The 16,406-nt window shown below is 31.6% G+C and carries 15 protein-coding genes; 6 read left to right on the top strand and 9 right to left on the bottom strand.

Annotation, left to right across the window (positions count from 1 at the left end; translation table 11 throughout):
• The first annotated feature begins 26 nt into the window (after positions 1 to 26).
• From RHP49_13905 to RHP49_13915, 3 genes are read left to right on the top strand one after another with little or no spacing between them, the layout of a single operon-like run.
• Complete coding sequence (locus RHP49_13905; protein ID WNH11983.1) at positions 27 to 1,241, top strand: DNA polymerase IV; 1,215 nt, start codon at positions 27 to 29, stop codon at positions 1,239 to 1,241.
• Positions 1,241 to 4,201 carry a DNA polymerase III subunit alpha gene (gene dnaE, locus RHP49_13910; protein ID WNH11984.1) on the top strand — a complete coding sequence of 987 codons (2,961 nt, stop codon included), beginning with the start codon at positions 1,241 to 1,243 and terminating at the stop codon, positions 4,199 to 4,201. Before RHP49_13905 ends, dnaE begins: the two co-directional genes overlap by 1 nt.
• A gap of 47 nt (positions 4,202 to 4,248) precedes the next feature.
• The gene (locus RHP49_13915; protein ID WNH11985.1) at positions 4,249 to 4,989 is read left to right on the top strand and encodes an SOS response-associated peptidase; all 741 of its coding nucleotides are present in this window, start codon (positions 4,249 to 4,251) and stop codon (positions 4,987 to 4,989) included.
• 12 nt (positions 4,990 to 5,001) lie between these two features.
• Here RHP49_13915 and RHP49_13920 read toward each other — a convergent pair whose 3' ends face one another.
• The 9 genes from RHP49_13920 to RHP49_13960 are packed head-to-tail and all read right to left on the bottom strand — an operon-like array spanning position 5,002 to position 12,236.
• Positions 5,002 to 5,364 carry a hypothetical protein gene (locus tag RHP49_13920; GenBank protein ID WNH11986.1) on the bottom strand — a complete coding sequence of 121 codons (363 nt, stop codon included), beginning with the start codon at positions 5,362 to 5,364 and terminating at the stop codon, positions 5,002 to 5,004.
• Positions 5,365 to 5,370: 6 nt separating this feature from the next.
• Entirely contained in the window at positions 5,371 to 6,204 is an 834-nt protein-coding gene (locus tag RHP49_13925) for a DUF4138 domain-containing protein (GenBank protein WNH11987.1), read from the bottom strand.
• A gap of 10 nt (positions 6,205 to 6,214) precedes the next feature.
• Complete coding sequence (gene traM / locus RHP49_13930) at positions 6,215 to 7,144, bottom strand: conjugative transposon protein TraM (protein WNH11988.1); 930 nt, start codon at positions 7,142 to 7,144, stop codon at positions 6,215 to 6,217.
• Positions 7,145 to 7,146: 2 nt separating this feature from the next.
• Positions 7,147 to 7,764, bottom strand: a complete 618-nt coding sequence (locus tag RHP49_13935; protein ID WNH11989.1) for a conjugal transfer protein TraK — start codon at positions 7,762 to 7,764, stop codon at positions 7,147 to 7,149.
• Positions 7,765 to 7,780: 16 nt separating this feature from the next.
• A complete protein-coding gene (locus RHP49_13940; protein WNH11990.1) occupies positions 7,781 to 8,623 on the bottom strand; it encodes a hypothetical protein in 843 nt (280 codons plus the stop codon).
• A 3-nt stretch (positions 8,624 to 8,626) separates the two neighbouring features.
• The gene (locus RHP49_13945) at positions 8,627 to 9,199 is read right to left on the bottom strand and encodes a conjugal transfer protein (protein ID WNH14432.1); all 573 of its coding nucleotides are present in this window, start codon (positions 9,197 to 9,199) and stop codon (positions 8,627 to 8,629) included.
• A 53-nt stretch (positions 9,200 to 9,252) separates the two neighbouring features.
• Positions 9,253 to 11,649, bottom strand: coding sequence for a TraG family conjugative transposon ATPase (locus RHP49_13950; GenBank protein WNH11991.1), 2,397 nt, complete (start codon positions 11,647 to 11,649; stop codon positions 9,253 to 9,255).
• Positions 11,642 to 11,914 carry a hypothetical protein gene (locus tag RHP49_13955; protein ID WNH11992.1) on the bottom strand — a complete coding sequence of 91 codons (273 nt, stop codon included), beginning with the start codon at positions 11,912 to 11,914 and terminating at the stop codon, positions 11,642 to 11,644. The genes RHP49_13950 and RHP49_13955 overlap by 8 nt, the downstream gene beginning before the upstream one ends.
• A gap of 34 nt (positions 11,915 to 11,948) precedes the next feature.
• Entirely contained in the window at positions 11,949 to 12,236 is a 288-nt protein-coding gene (locus RHP49_13960) for a hypothetical protein (protein ID WNH11993.1), read from the bottom strand.
• A 276-nt stretch (positions 12,237 to 12,512) separates the two neighbouring features.
• Between RHP49_13960 and RHP49_13965 the strand changes: the two genes are divergently transcribed.
• From RHP49_13965 to RHP49_13975, 3 genes are all read left to right on the top strand, one after another.
• Positions 12,513 to 13,079: an N-acetylmuramoyl-L-alanine amidase gene (locus tag RHP49_13965; GenBank protein ID WNH11994.1), complete on the top strand. Its 567-nt coding sequence runs from the start codon at positions 12,513 to 12,515 to the stop codon at positions 13,077 to 13,079.
• A 108-nt stretch (positions 13,080 to 13,187) separates the two neighbouring features.
• A complete protein-coding gene (locus RHP49_13970) occupies positions 13,188 to 14,789 on the top strand; it encodes a hypothetical protein (GenBank protein ID WNH11995.1) in 1,602 nt (533 codons plus the stop codon).
• On the top strand, positions 14,773 to 16,299 hold the full coding sequence (locus tag RHP49_13975) for a hypothetical protein (GenBank protein WNH11996.1): 1,527 nt from the start codon (positions 14,773 to 14,775) through the stop codon (positions 16,297 to 16,299). Before RHP49_13970 ends, RHP49_13975 begins: the two co-directional genes overlap by 17 nt.
• Positions 16,300 to 16,406 lie beyond the last annotated feature (107 nt).

Consider the following 16,406-nt stretch of genomic DNA (forward strand, 5'->3'; position numbering starts at 1 on the left):
CTTGAATATGTAGCTAATTTTGTGACATGAATAAAAATATTTTACATCTAGATTTAGATACCTTTTTTGTGTCTTGTGAACGCTTAATTGACAGCCGTTTACAAAAGAGACCATTGTTAGTTGGAGGTACTGGAGATAGAGGCGTAGTGGCTGCTTGTAGTTATGAAACTAGACGATTTGGTGTGCATTCTGGTATGCCCATGCGTTTAGCAAGACGTTTATGTCCGGAGGCAGTTGTTATAAGGGGAAATTCATCAATTTATACCAAACAATCACATTTAGTTACTGATATCATAAAGGAAAGCGTACCTGTATTTGAAAAGGCTAGCATTGATGAGTTTTATGCAGATTTGAGTGGCATGGATAAATTTTTTGGAAGCTATAAATATGCTTCTGAATTACGATCAAAAATAATCAAGGAAACTGGGTTGCCGATTTCTTTCGGCTTGTCTTCAAACAAAATTGTTTCCAAAGTGGCCACAGGAGAGGCTAAACCAAATAACCAACTTAGAGTTGATTATGGTTTTGAGAAGTCATTTATGGCACCGCTATCCATAAAAAAAATACCATCAGTAGGAGATAAGACGTATCAAATTCTAAGGAATTTAGGCATTGATAAAGTAAGTGTTGTTCAACAAATGCCAGTTGAAATGATGAGCAGTGTTTTGGGTGTAAATGGCGTCACCATTTGGAAACGAGCCAATGGTTTAGATAATCCGCCTTTAATTCCATTTCATGAACGAAAATCCATTTCTATGGAACGTACCTATGAGAAAGACACTATTGATATGGTCAAATTAAGAACGACCATTTTTGCAATGGCAGAAAATTTAGCATATCAATTACGGAGAGGTCAAAAATTGGCTTCTTGTATCAGTGTAAAAATTAGATATTCAGATTTTAATACTTATTCCAAACAGGTGAACATACCATATACAAGTGCAGATCATCTAATCATTCCTAGAGTTTTGGAATTATTTGATAGTTTGTATCAAAGACGTTTGTTGATACGGCTTGTGGGAGTTAAAATCAGTAATCTGGTAAGTGGAAGTTATCAAATCAACTTGTTTGATGATACAGAAGAGATGCTTAGTTTGTACAACGCCTTAGATACCATTCGCAATCGCTATGGAGATTTAAGTGTACAAAAAGCAGCTTCAATTGGAGCAAAATCTATTGGTGGCTCACATAATCCTTTTAATGGTGAACCTCCAATTATTTTAGCACATAGAAAACAATAATGTATTTAAATTGTCACACATATTATTCCTTGCGATATGGTACATTTTCAGAAGTTGAATTATTACAGCTCGCCAAAGAGAATGAAATAAGCACTTTAGCTTTAACGGATATTAATAATACATCGGCATGCCTTAATTTCATTCGTAAATCAGAGGAATTTAATATTAAACCAGTTATTGGTATTGACTTTAGAAATGGTACTAAACAGTTATATGTTGGGTTGGCAAAAAACAATCAAGGTTTTCAAGAATTGAATACTTTTTTATCGCATCACTCACACAATAAAATACCACTTCCCGATATAGCACCTACTTTATATAATGCCTATGTTATTTATCCATTAGAGCGTGTTATGCAATTAGAGAAAAAAACATTTCAGGAGAATGAGTTTATTGGTATTTCAATAGAAGAAATTAAAAAAATACCGTTTTCTATTTACAAATCATATATAGATAAATTAGTCATCCAGCAACAGGTTACTATTAGGAATAAACGAGATTTTAATGCACATAGATTATTAAGAGCTATTGATAATAATACACTTTTAAGTAAGCTGCAAAAGATAGAAGAGTGTCGTGAACATGATAAAATGATTCCTTTTGAAGATTTAAAACATAAATTTTCAGAGTTTCCTTTTATAATCACTAATTCAGAAGAACTCCTTAATAGTTGTGTTATTGATTTTAATTTTGGCGAACACAGAATCTCTCAAAATCAATCCCTTTATTTAAATACAGAAGAAGAAGATTATCAGTTATTAAAGAAACTTTGCGAAGACAATCTGCACAAACGCTATAGTAAACCGGACAAAAAGGTAAGAATACGTTTAGAAACGGAACTAAAAACGATTCGACAGATGAATTTTGTGTCTTATTTTTTAATCAATTATGACATTGTTTCTTATTCTAAAAGAATGGAATATGTGCATGTTGGTAGGGGTAGTGGGGCAAATAGTATTGTAGCCTATATTATTGGTATTACAGATGTAGACCCCATAGAGTTAGATTTGTATTTCGAGCGTTTTATAAACCCTTTTAGAGCGTCACCACCAGATTTTGATATTGATTTCTCGTGGAAAGAACGTGAGGATGTTACCGATTATATTTTTAAACGATTTAAAAACGTAGCACTTTTAGCAACCTATAATACCTTTAAGTATAGGGCAGTAGTCCGTGAATTGGGTAAAGTATTTGGATTACCAAAAGAGGAAATAGATAAACTAAGTTCAGGCAGTTATAATGTTAAGACTTTGGACGACATATCACAATTGGTTTTAAAGTATGGTGAGCTTATAAAAGGGTTTCCAAATCATTTAAGTGTGCATTCTTGTGGTGTGTTAATTTTAGAAAAGCCTATACATTACTATTCAGCTACCGACTTGCCACCTAAAGGATTTCCAACAGTTCAGTTTGATATGATTATTGCAGAAGATGTAGGAGTTTTTAAGTTTGATATTTTGGGTCAGCGTGGATTGGCTAAGATTAAAGAAGCTATAGAAATTATAAAATACAATCGACCTGAATTGCCACCAATTGATATTACACAAGTAGAAAGCTTTAAAAAAGACCCTAATATCAATAACTTATTGAAGCAAGGCAAAGCCATTGGAGCTTATTATGTGGAATCTCCAGCAATGCGTGGTTTAATGAGAAAACTACAAACACAGGATTATTTGGGATTGGTAGCTGCCAGTTCTATTATAAGACCAGGTGTTTCTAGTTCGGGAATGAAAAATGAATTTATAATAAGACAACGACAACCTGAAAAGCGAAAAGATGCCAATCCCATTTTGCTGGAGATAATGCCAGAGACCTATGGTATTATGGTATATCAAGAAGATGTGCTTAAAGTAGCCAATAAGTTTGCTGGACTCGATTTAGGTGAAGCAGATGTGCTACGACGAGGAATGAGTGGGAAATTTAGATCACGAGCTGAATTTGCAGCGGTGGAAGAAAAGTTTATTAATAATTGTAAAGCCAAAGGATATTCTGATGAACTGACTTTTGAAGTCTGGAATCAAATAAAAAGCTTTGCAGGTTATGCTTTTGCTAAAGGACATTCGGCTTCATATGCTGTCGAGAGCTACCAAAGTTTATATTTAAAATGTTATTTCCCTTTGGAATTTATGGTGGCAGTACTTAATAATGGAGGAGGGTTTTATAGTGCTGAACATTATATACATGAAACAAAAATGTGTGGTGGTATTGTTGAGGCTCCATGTATCAATAAAAGTGACCATCCCAATATCATAATAGGTAAGGTTATTTATTTGGGCTTTGGATATTTGAAAAGTTTGGAAGTATTAACCGTAAAAAGAATATTAACAGAAAGGCAGTTTAATGGCGCATTTATGTCTTTAGATGATTTTATTGATAGAGTTGTTATCAGCATTGAGCAATTAACCATCTTGATTAGAATAGATGCCTTTCGATTTACAAAACAATCTAAAACCGAATTATTATGGCAAGCTATATTTAAGCTAAATACCAGTAAGGCAAAAACTACACAATCAAAATTATTTAAACCAAACCATAAACAATTTAAGTTACCAAGTTTAAAAACAACTTGGATTGAAGATGCTTATGACCAAATGGAATTATTAGGTTTTCCTCTTTGTAATTATTTTGAAATGATAAATGATGAACTCATTGAGAACATTAAAGCAAAAGACATGGAAAAGTATATAAACAAAACAGTAGTGCTTTATGGTGTCCTTGTAAATACAAGATTTCATAAAGGTTCTAATGAAAAATTAATGCGTTTTTGCACTTTTACGGATAAGGAAGGGGATTATTTTGATACGGTTCATTTTTCACAAGTCGTAGATAAATACCCAATAAATGGTTTTGGAGTTTATGCGTGTTGTGGTAAGATAGTTGAAGAGTTTGATTTTTGTAGCTTAGATATAATATGGACTAAAAAGCTATCACTATTACAAGACCCAAGAAGTTTAAATTAAAAAGGAAACATTTTATTTTTTAACTTTAGCCTATAAAATAGTATTGCATGTGCTTTCATACCAGTACTCTTCATAAGACAAAAAAGCTTGAAGAACATTTTAAAGTGAATTTAAGCTCTGATAATATCCGCCCAATATTTGATAAGCCAAATTATCATTTAAACGGATTTGGACATCCTAATATGTTAGTAATTCCACAAGAGAAATCAGATGTATTAGCTCCAGGAGTTTGGGGTATTGTACCTTCAAATAAAGCCTCAAATGAAATTAAAGACTATTATAAAGAGGCTGTAAAATTTGGTGGAGGTCTTAATGCTCAATCAGAAAAGTTATTTAATCATTTTTTATACCGAGAATCAGCAATGTCTAAACGTTGTATAATACCTGTTTCAGGTTTTTTTGAACCTCATGAACATTTGAAGAAAAAATATCCTTTTTACATATCCCAAAAAGAGAAAGAACCTTTAGCGTTAGCAGGTATTTATTCTGTCATTGATACCTATATTACTTTTACAATTTTAACTAAAGAAGCATCTCCTATGTTTGCTAAAATTCATAATTTAAAGAAGCGGCAACCAGTGATTTTAGATGATGATGTCATTGATAATTGGTTGTCTTCGGAATTAACACAAGATGATATAAGAGAACTTGTGAATGGTAATTATCCAGAATCTAAACTAGACGCTTACACTGTAAGTAAAGATTTATTCAGCCCTAAAGTTGATAGTAATATTGAAAGTATTATCAGCAAAATTGATTATCAAGAGTTGAGCAATTTATCTCTTTAGAAAATAAAATTGTCAAAAAGGCGCTTTCTCCCTCAATCCTTTTTCAGCAACCTTCCATTGCTCGTCAACTTTTACCAATTTAAAGGTTTCGGGTTTTTCTTCATAGGAGGTTGAGAACCTTACCCAAGCAATATCGCCGTCAACAGTTTCTTCAATCAATTTAAAATTTGACGGACTATCATTACCAGGAGCAACCATAGCTTGAATTGCCATAAATGAAGCATAACTTTCTGGAGTGGTGTACTTTTTTAGTTTTGAATTGTCATTTTTATAAAAACTCTCAACAACAATCTTTGCCGTATCCGTATGTGATAATTGGGTTTGACCGCAACTCATTACAAATGAAATCAGTAAATAAATAATCATCTTTTTCATGGTATTTTAATTTGGGTTATTAATGATTTTATCTAATATGATAAGTTTTATATTGCGCTCTCCATTTTTTTCATTGAGTTCTAAAATGACCTTTCGTTCATCACTTATAGAAAACTTTGGAACTACATATACCAACTTTGCAGTTTGGTTTTCTTTAATTTTTAATGGAACATTATATTCAAAAACAGGTTTTAAATAAAGACTTTGTAATGATTTTTTCTTTCCTTTTTGGCGTGTTTGAATATTCAGGTTCAAGAAATTCACATCATAATCCAAAGACGATTTATTTTCAATAGTCATTACAAAATATAATTCGTCTTTGTCAAAAACGATATTTTCAATCTTCAGAATAATACCATCATGTCGTTTTTTAAACTTACCAATGAGTTGTCTTCTTTTAACCAGATAAGAACAAAAGCGCTCATAATAATTGGTTTTAAAGTCAAAGAGCTCAATCGGTTTATTTTCGTTATCAGCTGCCCCGGTAAATGGTTTTTCATTACCAATAGATGTCGAATCTGGCATGAAATAATTCAAAGTTTCAATTTGCTCTTTATACCTTACAATATACGAAAAAATTGAACCATTATTGTTGATTATCAGTAAATTGCTTTCTTTCCCTGGTGTTGCTTGGAGCAATCCAAAATACTGTTCTTTGTCTCTGTTATAAGTAAAAACGAAATTTTCTGAACCCGTAATGCCTTGACGGATTGGGTTAGGGAAGAATAAGGCAACATTTTTATGGTCATTAGCATAAATGGTATCTATAACTGTTTTTGGTTGTGCTTTTACAAATGTAGAGACCAAAATAAAACTGAATAATATTAAGTGCTTTTTCATAATTTTAAATTTATAATTGTGGTTTTAAAATGAGTTTGTAGTTATTAACTATGGTAACTTTTACTTGCCGATTACTACGTTGGAATATTTTTTTTACACCCGTAACTTGAGGCACTCCGGCAATGTTAATATCGTCAACAGCATCTTCAATAACTTCGCTTGTAGCATCAGCCCTAAAATTGTTTTCTACATAAACGCCCTCACTGCCATCTTGAAAGTCGAATGCCTTTAATTTTACGGGTTGATGCAATATATTTTCAATGTCTATTATTACTCTATTAGGTTTAAAACTAATGAAGCCATAAACAGCGGTGTTCTTTGGAATAACTTGGTTATTGATGATAGCATCTTTTTCCAAACGCATTTTTAAACGAAAATCTTTCTTGACTATTTGGTTTCCGTTCACTACAACATATATCGTGGAATCTGTTTTTAAAATATTTGAACTTGTATTCTTTTTAGGATTAGATGCAAAGAATAGTTGATGCTCTAATCCAATTTCTTTTGGGGCTATGGTTTTGTAGTTATTCGAAATTATAGAATCGGTTTTCTTTTCGTAAGCTATATCTAAAGTTTTTGGCTTTGTTTCTCGATATTGGTTTTCAGTATAGTTTATCCTTCCCAAATTATAAATGCTATCAACAATACGTATTTTGTCCTTCTCCAATAAGTCTGGGTCATAAAAACCTAATGAATCTATTAGTTTTTCATCATAAATGCTAGGAGCATTGGTTTCGCGTACTTCTTTCAGGTCGTCAATAGCTTTTAACTTTGATGTGTAATTTTCCTGTTCTTGTTCAAGTTCTGGTACTTGGGTCTGTTTAAGATTATCATTTTGCTTTTCATCATCTCCCATTAGTAAAACAGAATAGGAAATAAGAAAGATTAAAATAACAGCTAATACAGATCCAAAAACGATTTTATTCTTTTCTATTTTCATAATTATTGGTGTCCATTTTGGACCTTTTTTAAAGTGTTTTCAAAGTAATTTGTAATTAACAAGCCGTGAGTATTGTTAGGGTAGTTACGATCAACAACCAACAAGTTTCCCGTTGAAACCAGCTCGTAAGTATCAACAATAGTTCCCCGGTTTATTTCAAAAACAGTTGTTGTTTTAAATTGATAAGGTTCAGTTTGAATATCTAGCTGCGATTCAATACTCAATACTTTTTGTATTAATGAATATTGCAGTAAACGATTATAAACCCCATCTGCTTTTTTTTGACGATAGAGATTATCGACAGAACTATTTCCAAGCCATAAAGCTTTTTTCAAATTCTTTTCATAATTACTAGCATCAATGTTGTAGAAGTAAGTATGAAATAATTCTAAGTGCGCTAAAGCTTCCACTTGAAAATTTTCTTTTTGAGTGACCCATTTTAAAGGGATAACGGTGCCATCTGTGTTGATTGCAAAGGCGTTATTGAGTGCTTTTTTATGAATATCATAAACGATCCATCCTGAAAAAGTACTAGAACCTAATGCAAATAAAACAACAGAAACAACAATGAATCGATTGATGTTCAAAATAGTATATATGTTTTTGTATGATGTTTTCATTTGAATTGGTTTAGTTTTAAGAAGTGAATAGCCTTAAAGTAAATGAGGTAGCACGCTTGTAGAGTTTGAATTTTAAAAACACAATAAATACCACTGAACCGAGCTGTACTACGGGAGCAAAAAATCGACTCCCAACATCAGTTCCGAAAAGGTTGACCCAAAAATTGGTATTGATTTCTGTGTAAATGGCATTGATAAACACATTCACTAAAAAGAAGGCAGGGACTAACATATAGACCGCCGCATAAAGTTTAAAGAAAGAGTATGCCATAGAACGAAACTTTTCAAAAACGGCTAGACTTAGTATTAATGGAAAAAAGGCTTGCATAATGCCCAAAAGAAAATAGCGTTCGGCTAAAAACAAGGGGTAAATGAATAAGTCTAAAATCCAAAGTCCAAGGCTGATAATAAAAGATATAATCTTCCAACCGTATAATGGTGTTACTAAAGCATCATATAGGAGTGCCATAGCTTTTTTGGTGGCTTCCAACACGCCCACATCTTCTTCAATAGGTATGTCTTGCATTTGAAGCGGAAGGAGCGCGGGAGCCGTATTACGGTATTGAGATTCAATGGCAACAAGAATCCCATCGAAAACACCTAGTATCTGCGTTGAAAAGATAACTAGGAGAACCACAGCAAAATTCTTCGCTAGTTCGCTTGGACTCAATCCCCAAGTGTAACCATCTTTATTGGTAACACCTTCATTATATTTTTTTAGGATATTGACTAAAAAGAACAGAACAGCAAGTGTTTTCATTCCTGCAATGGTATATTGTGAAAAATCACTGTTCTTTATGGTTTGAAATACCGTATCGATATATTCAAGTCCAATCCCTAAAAAGAATGTGGCTGCCATTTTTTAATAGTTTGTTTCTCGATTATTTATTTTATCCTGCATTTTTCTGAAAGAAATAATATCTCTGTAGCGCTCCGTTTTCTTTGTGATTTCGGCTACCATTTCTTTTGATGCTTCTTCTTTTTTAGTTAGAACATCGGCACGTTCGGCATCAGTCATTTTCAAAAAATCATTTGATAGTATTTGCTCTATAAAATCAAGATCTTCCAATGAGCTTTCAATAATAGAGTTGAACGAATCTGAAATTCGGGTAACTTCTTCAGGCTTGATATAAGGCGAGTTTAGAATATCTCGTAAATCATTTCTAACTACATTAAAAAGCTTTTGATTGTTTTGGGACAATTCTCTAACTGCTTTCAATTGTCGAATGACATTGTTTACTTTCTCAATATTATCTTTCTGTGTCTTTAAAAACTCCACTGTTTTTAATAATTGAGACGTTTGTTTTGCCGATTCAATAAGCGATTTGGCAAGACTTATAAAATTCGTATTGTCATAAACCGGCATACCTTGAGCGCTTATTTTGAAGCTAAAGAAGATTGCCATTACTAGAATTAAGATTGTTTTTTTGCTCATAGCTAAAAATTTGTTTTGGTATTCGTGAATCTTCGATTTCATAATTTTTTGTTTTAAGATGTGTATTCAGTGATTGCTTTTTCCATGTTTTGATGTTTTTCATAGAGTTGCATGATGTCTTCATTTTCTTTACCATCAGTCAGGTAAGCGGCATAGACTTGTTTAGGAACTTCCAACCTGAAAATGTTGCTCTCTTTGCCAATTTTGATAAACATTTCAGTATATTTTCGTGGTCCAGTTAAGTTGTTCTTAATGGACTTTAATTGATTTAAATCATGGCTGGAGAGATTCAATCGGTTTTGAAGTTCATGGTAACCTTTTTCATTATTTAGGCTGTAAATAACCTGAGTGTTTTCAAGGATACTTGCAGATGTCGAATTATTGGGCAATTGGTTGATGGATTGCAGAATGATGCCAATAGCACCATTTTGTTTTCTAATAGCTTGATAATAAAACTCCACACTTTCCAGTACGTTTTCAAATTTGAGTTGCTTTGCAAATTCATCAAATAAGATGATGCCTTTTTCAGCTCTATTTTTCCAAATGGTACGCTGTATGGCAGATTTTATGAGTTTCAACATAACGGACAAGATCTCTTTATTGTCCTTAACTTCATCCAGCTCAAAAACAATCAAACGTTTGTCTTCAATTTTATAGGTTTGGTCTTCGCTCACTTCAAAAAGGAAACTGTACAAGCCATCACCGACATATTCAGACATAATGTGCAGAAAGTTGGTAATGTTGAAATAGTCCTCATGGATTTTTAATTGCTCTAAAAGGCTGTCTTTATTCGTTTCAATAAACTCATAAAAACTATTTAGTGAAAAGTCTTCCGATATTTGGTGGTAGTAATGGCGCAATATTTTCTTTACCGAAACAGATTGTGCTTTTGTGACTTTTAAATCAGAAGCAAATAATTCAAACAGGAACACCGATAAATCTTCTAGACGTTCCGGAGTAAGATCTTCTATATTACCAATATAAAATGGGTTGATGCCTAAATTTTTGCCGCTTTCATAACGTAAAACCGTGTATTGCTTGGGGTATAGCTTTGCAAATTTGGTGTAAGAACCGCCCAAATCTATAACCACTAAGCGTACACCACTTTCAAAATATTGACGCAGAATATTGTTAGCTAAAAAGGATTTTCCTTCCCCAGTAGGTGCGAAAATGGCAAAGTTTCTAGCTTTAATGCGTTTCTTTTGTTCATCCCAAACATCCTTTAAAACAGGAATGTTATGTTCTCTATCGTTAAAAATGATACCCGTTTTATCAGATTTATAATTGCTATTGTTGATTAATAAACACAAAGCGTGTTTTAAATCAGTCACATATAAATCATCATTTGAGAAATTGGATGAGAAACAGAAATAACTATTTAGAATATAATTTTTACGTTCTTCACCACGAGGATAATATGGAATGATATCCAATTCCTTAAACTCAGTCTTGATTTTAGAAGCAATACGTTCTAAATTTTCTGGTTTTTTGTCCCAATAGATAATATTGAGATGACCACGAATAACCCGTGCTTTATCATCTGCATTAATTTGGTCGAGTATATGCTGAATTTTTTTCAGCACCACTTTATTCTGCGAACCAAAATTGGAACTCTTGTTTAGTTCTTCAACTTTCTTGTCTAACTGTTTGCGCCATTTTTGTTTATCATCTAAATAGATAATTTGGTTCACAATATGGTTTTCATTCAGTGTTAAACCCATACCGTCTATAAACCCTTGATGAAACACAAAATCGTCTGAAGTAAACTTTTCATTCGTTTTGCTAGTTTGGACACTTTCCCCGAAACATAATTCGCTATTGACTGAAAGTACGTCAAAATAATGCTCTCCAATATTGGTGCTATTTTTTTCCAAAAGAATGTCAGTATCAAAACCATGATTAAAACCGTTAAAAAAGTTATTTGTTAATGCGTGAATGCCAACGGCATCCATGGGAGTAAAAGTCATTTTTCTGCTGTTGTTTATGAAAGAAACAGAATCACTAACCGAGCCTATAAAAGAGCTTATGGTATCATCCATTTCTTGAACAATACTTTTTGATACTTTTCTAAAAGGATTTACATATTTACTATTATTAAGAGCGTTGTTCTTGGTTAGAATGAAAAACAAGTAGCACTGATGCTCCATAAATTCACGACCTTTAAAATGCTGATGTGTTGCTTTTTCCAAAAAGCTTTTGTTGGGTAATTGCTCAGAAGTATATTTCTTTTTTAAGTAAACATCTTGTTTATGAACCACACATCCGGTTGGAAGTGATTTAATGGCTTGAAACCAGGCACCATGGATATCTTCAAAATCTTTTTCTGAAAGCGAATAAATTTCTGGTAACGAGCCTTTAAAGCATAAAACAACATTGCCATTATTAGCAAAAACAACATGCTCTTGAATATCTACAATGGGATAATAGGACAGCAGATTTATTTTATTCATAAGTTGTTGATTTTTTATTGCTGATTATTTTAGGGAAAACTCTAGCAACTTGTAGTAGTTGTGGATTGTGGGCAAACTTTGTTAATGCTATATAAAGTGTTGTATTACCTATTAAAACACCAATAACAACTATAAAGCTGAACGAGAAAATGATAACCAAAAGTGATGCTACAATGGCAATCATCATAAGCGCAAAGAGTGAAATAGGCAATCCAAAAATAATCGCCCGTTTTCTTATGTTTTTATAGACTTCGTATTTCTTCATAAAGCTATTCCAATAAAACCCTCAATGAGGGTCATTATACCACGATGCTTATCAAGTAAGTGAAAATGCCTACTACCGCACCAGCTATGAGTACAAATACTAATACACGCGTAATGCCTTTTTTAAGGTCAGCATTCTCACCAAAGAAGTGACCAGCATTAAATAGAAACCCGATCAGGAAAATAACACCCAAGATGATTGGGAAAATGGTTCTAATGGTGTCTGAAACATCATTTACGGAGTCTTCAATACCTCCAATTTGCGCGAAGCTTGGAGCAGATAGTAATAACAGAAAAGTTGAAAGTAGAATTGATTTTTTCATAAGAAATAGATTTTAAATTTTTAGTATCCGTGCAGTACGTCATACTTCACCGTCTGCTAAGACTTTTGCGAAATCTATTATGAATTGAAGCTTATGGAAGAAAAAAACTAAACTTTAACGCAACTTCATGTTAAACTTTGGAAGATTCTTAATGTTGGGATTGATTTCTTGAATTTTGTTCAAACAAGAATCAAGATGAACATTTTGAAACCATTTTATAAAATACTATTGACCATGAGTCTATGTCTCATGGTTTTATCTCTTAATTCCCAAAATATGGAAGGCAAAAAAATTGTGGTTATTGATCCTGGGCATGGTGGAACCGATTCTGGAGCTATTGGACTAAATGGAATAATGGAAAAGGATATTGTGTTAAGTATTGCAAAGGAGATGGTTCGATTAAATAAAAATACCAAAAGTGATTTTGAAATCTATTTAACACGCTATAAAGACACATTAATTTCGTTATCGGACAGAACACGATTAGCAAAAACACTAAAAGCAGATTTATTTATTTCGTTGCATTGTAATCAGTCTGAAAATCCAAACGCTAGGGGTGTAGAAGTTTATGTGAATGCTATAGGTGGTAATTTTTTAAGGGAGTCTATTCAGTTAGCATATGTACTACAAAACCAAATGAAAATTAAGCTTGGTTTTGAAAGTAGAGGGGTGAAGTACGGAGATTTTCAGGTTTTGCGGGAAGTAACTAATCATTGTCCGACTGTATTGGTGGAATTTGGGTTTTTGAGCAATTGGGATGAAGAAAAATATTTCATTAGAAACGATAGACTTGAAATAGTAGCATTGATTATGCAAGAATTATTTAAAAAAGAGGAACTATGAAATATTATATCAGAAAGGTAAAAAAGAATAGTTAGTTTAAGACAAATCATAATGATATTTAAAGAAAGTTAATCCAAAAACTTATATTTATCATTGTAAAAATATTTAATGAAAAATAAGGAAAACATCTTTTTAAAAAGATTAAATGAAAACCCTGACTACCATGAATTTTGGCAAGATTTTCATGTGTACTGTAAAAATTTTGAAATACAAGATAAAGAGTATTTTGTTGAGACTTTGCCTCTTTTATATAATAGGATTAAGAATGATATGGCAAATTATGCTATATACGACGCAATTAGAAAATTTGCATTGGAAAAACCAGATGAAGCGATTGTTATATTAGAAATGATAGAACAAAAAGGGACATTAGAAACTTTAGATTTCAGTGCCTCAATATTTGGTGGTTTATCACAAAGTAAAACTAATTACCCTTATAAAGATAAAATCTTGTCTTTTATTATGAGCTCAGATGAATATACCGTTCATTCTGGGATTAGTGCAGCCTATCAAATCATGCTTGAAAATGAACAGGAAAAATTAAAGTTCTTAAATGCAGTCCATGAAAATTTAGTCAAAATTATTGAAAGGGATTCTATTATGAATTTTGGTATTATAGCTAGATTCTATAATAAGTATTTAAATACTATCATTAATGCAAAGGAAGTAGTTATACTATTATTAGAGAAAAAAAATGTAGATGTGCAAAACGAAGTGGCAAGGTCTCTCAATGCTGAATTTAAATTTGAAGACGATCCAGACTATTTTAAAAAAAGCTTAAATCTTTTGACTTTTACTGAAGTTAAATATCAAGGTATATATAGCACAATTAACTATAGATTAAAAGATACTTTACTTACTCAACCAGATATAATTATTGGTTTTATCAATAATTGGGTGCAGAACAATAGAGGAAAACTCAAAAGCATAACTGCTTTGGAAGTATTAATACACGAATTATATTCTAATCATCCTAAAACTATAGAAAAACTATTTTTAGATTGGTTGAATTCAGATAATAATTCATATAAAATTGCACTACAATTTGTAATTAGTGATTTAAGCTCTAAAGTCGATATTATTTGTCTTCCTAAAGAGTTATTAAAAAACTTATCAGAAACAGATTCACTTTATATAGTGTTTATGATTGTGGGCTATATTCTAGATTATAAGTATGCATCAGAAATGCTATATAATATTTTAGAAGTGAACTATAAAAATGAGCGAATAAGAAATCATATAGCAAGCCTATTCGCAAAGTATTTAATAATAAATTATTATTCAGTAACTGATATTTTAAAAAATAAAAGAAAAACTGCAAATAAAATAATATCTTCAATTATTGACCAAATTATAGATTCTTCAGAACATTACTACAAACAAGTTTCTGAGTTGGAATTAATAAACGAATTTGAACCTTCCGATAAACGAATGAACTATTTTTTGAAACAACAAAATGTTCAAATGCAAAAATTAATGGATGCTTCTGATAGAAAAAAAGATTCCTTTTTGGATATGCTTACTAGTATAAACCTCAGGGCTGGTAAGTCTTTTTTCTCAAAATATAAAGGGGAATATTCCCAAGAATCAGAAATGCAGAGCTTCAGAAGTAGTGTCGAAGTTGCTCGTGTTCAATATATTGATGAAATAGGGCAAGAAAAACTTAGGTTAATGTGGCAAAATATAAAACGAGATGAACTTCCTAACTAGTGAATATATAGCTCTTTTAAAAGAAGATGGTGAACTTGATGCGCTACTTATCGATATTTTGATAAGTAAAGGAATAACTCCTATTTCTAAACCTCAAAAAGGAAGACAATATGGTGTAGATATAGCCGCTATTGGTAAGGATAAAGATGGGTTAGAAAAATTATTTTTAATTACTGTCAAGCAAGGAAATATCACAAGGGTGATTTGGGATTCTAGTCCTACTAGTGTTCGCCAGTCATTAAATGATATAAGAGAAACATATATAAATATATCATTGACAAGAAGTCAAAAGAAACTTCCAAAAAAAATTATTGTAGCAACTAACGGTGAATTAGAGCAAACTATACAAACAAGCTGGGTGCAATACACTGAAACCTACAATAAAAATGATGTTGAATACGAATTTTGGGGTATAGATGACATATCTAAAATGGTTTCTGATAATCTACTTTCAGAAAGATTATTTAATTCAGAAATGCGTTCATTATTGAAGAAAACATTGGCATTTCAAGAACTTAAAGACTATGACTTAAACCATTATAACAAATTAGTAGATTTAATATTAGAAAAGCCCATAAAAACAAAAAAACCACTTCTTAAAAGATTAAAATTATTACAGATATGTTTAAGTATTGTTTTTAAATGGGCAGAAGATAACGGCTATATTAAATCAGCAATATATGCTGCTGACAAGACTATTTTAAAATCATATGAATGGTTAAATAGTCAAGGTCATTTTAAAGAAAAATTTAGTCATTTAGAATTTTACAATATTCATTTGTTAAGGCGTAAAATAGGTATTGCCTACTTTAACAAAGTAAACGAACATTATTTTGTTGAACATAGTTTACAACGCTATTCTCGTAATCAGATTGAGTACAGCTTGACAGTTTGGGAAGAAATTGGTATAATTGCTAACATCGGATTGACAGAAATAAAACATTATCAATATCATTTCGATCCTAAAAACCCTAGTTTTAGTGATATTTATGAAAAGTCAACTATAACAATTGCAGAAACACTTATTTCTTTAATTAATACAAATCCACCATCTCATTATCCTTTATATGATGACCATATTATTGATATTGAGCCAGCTTTAAGATTTTTGTATTTGGTAGGTTTTAAAGAACAATGTGTAAAATGGTTAAGGAGATTAGTTGTTGGCATTCATGATGCTAAAATATTAAAAGATTTTTTTCCCCTGTTCAGGTCAAATTATGAAAACTTAGTGGATTATTATATTGGTTCCAAAGAACAAGATGAAAAATCTTCGATGCTTCTTACATTGCTAGCTGATTGGTCTGCAATATTAAATAACAAGGAGGCTTACGACGACCTTCAAAAAATTATGGAATTATTTGATAATAAATTGAACTTACAAATTTGGTTTCCAAAGTCTGAAACAGAAGATTATTATTTAAATTATGGCTATAGCAGAAAGTCGGGTAAAGTTAAACATTCAATTACTCTCTATAGTTTAATTGAAGATTACCAAAAAAGAGGTTAAAGAAGAAATTGAACTTTTTACTGTAGAAAAGGATTTTAGTGTTCTAAAGTTTGGTTTTGATTTAATTTTTACAATAACAAGTAGATATCATCGAGAATTACCATTTC

Source organism: Flavobacteriaceae bacterium HL-DH10, from assembly GCA_031826515.1.
Classification (GTDB): Bacteria; Bacteroidota; Bacteroidia; order Flavobacteriales; family Flavobacteriaceae; genus Thalassobellus; species Thalassobellus suaedae.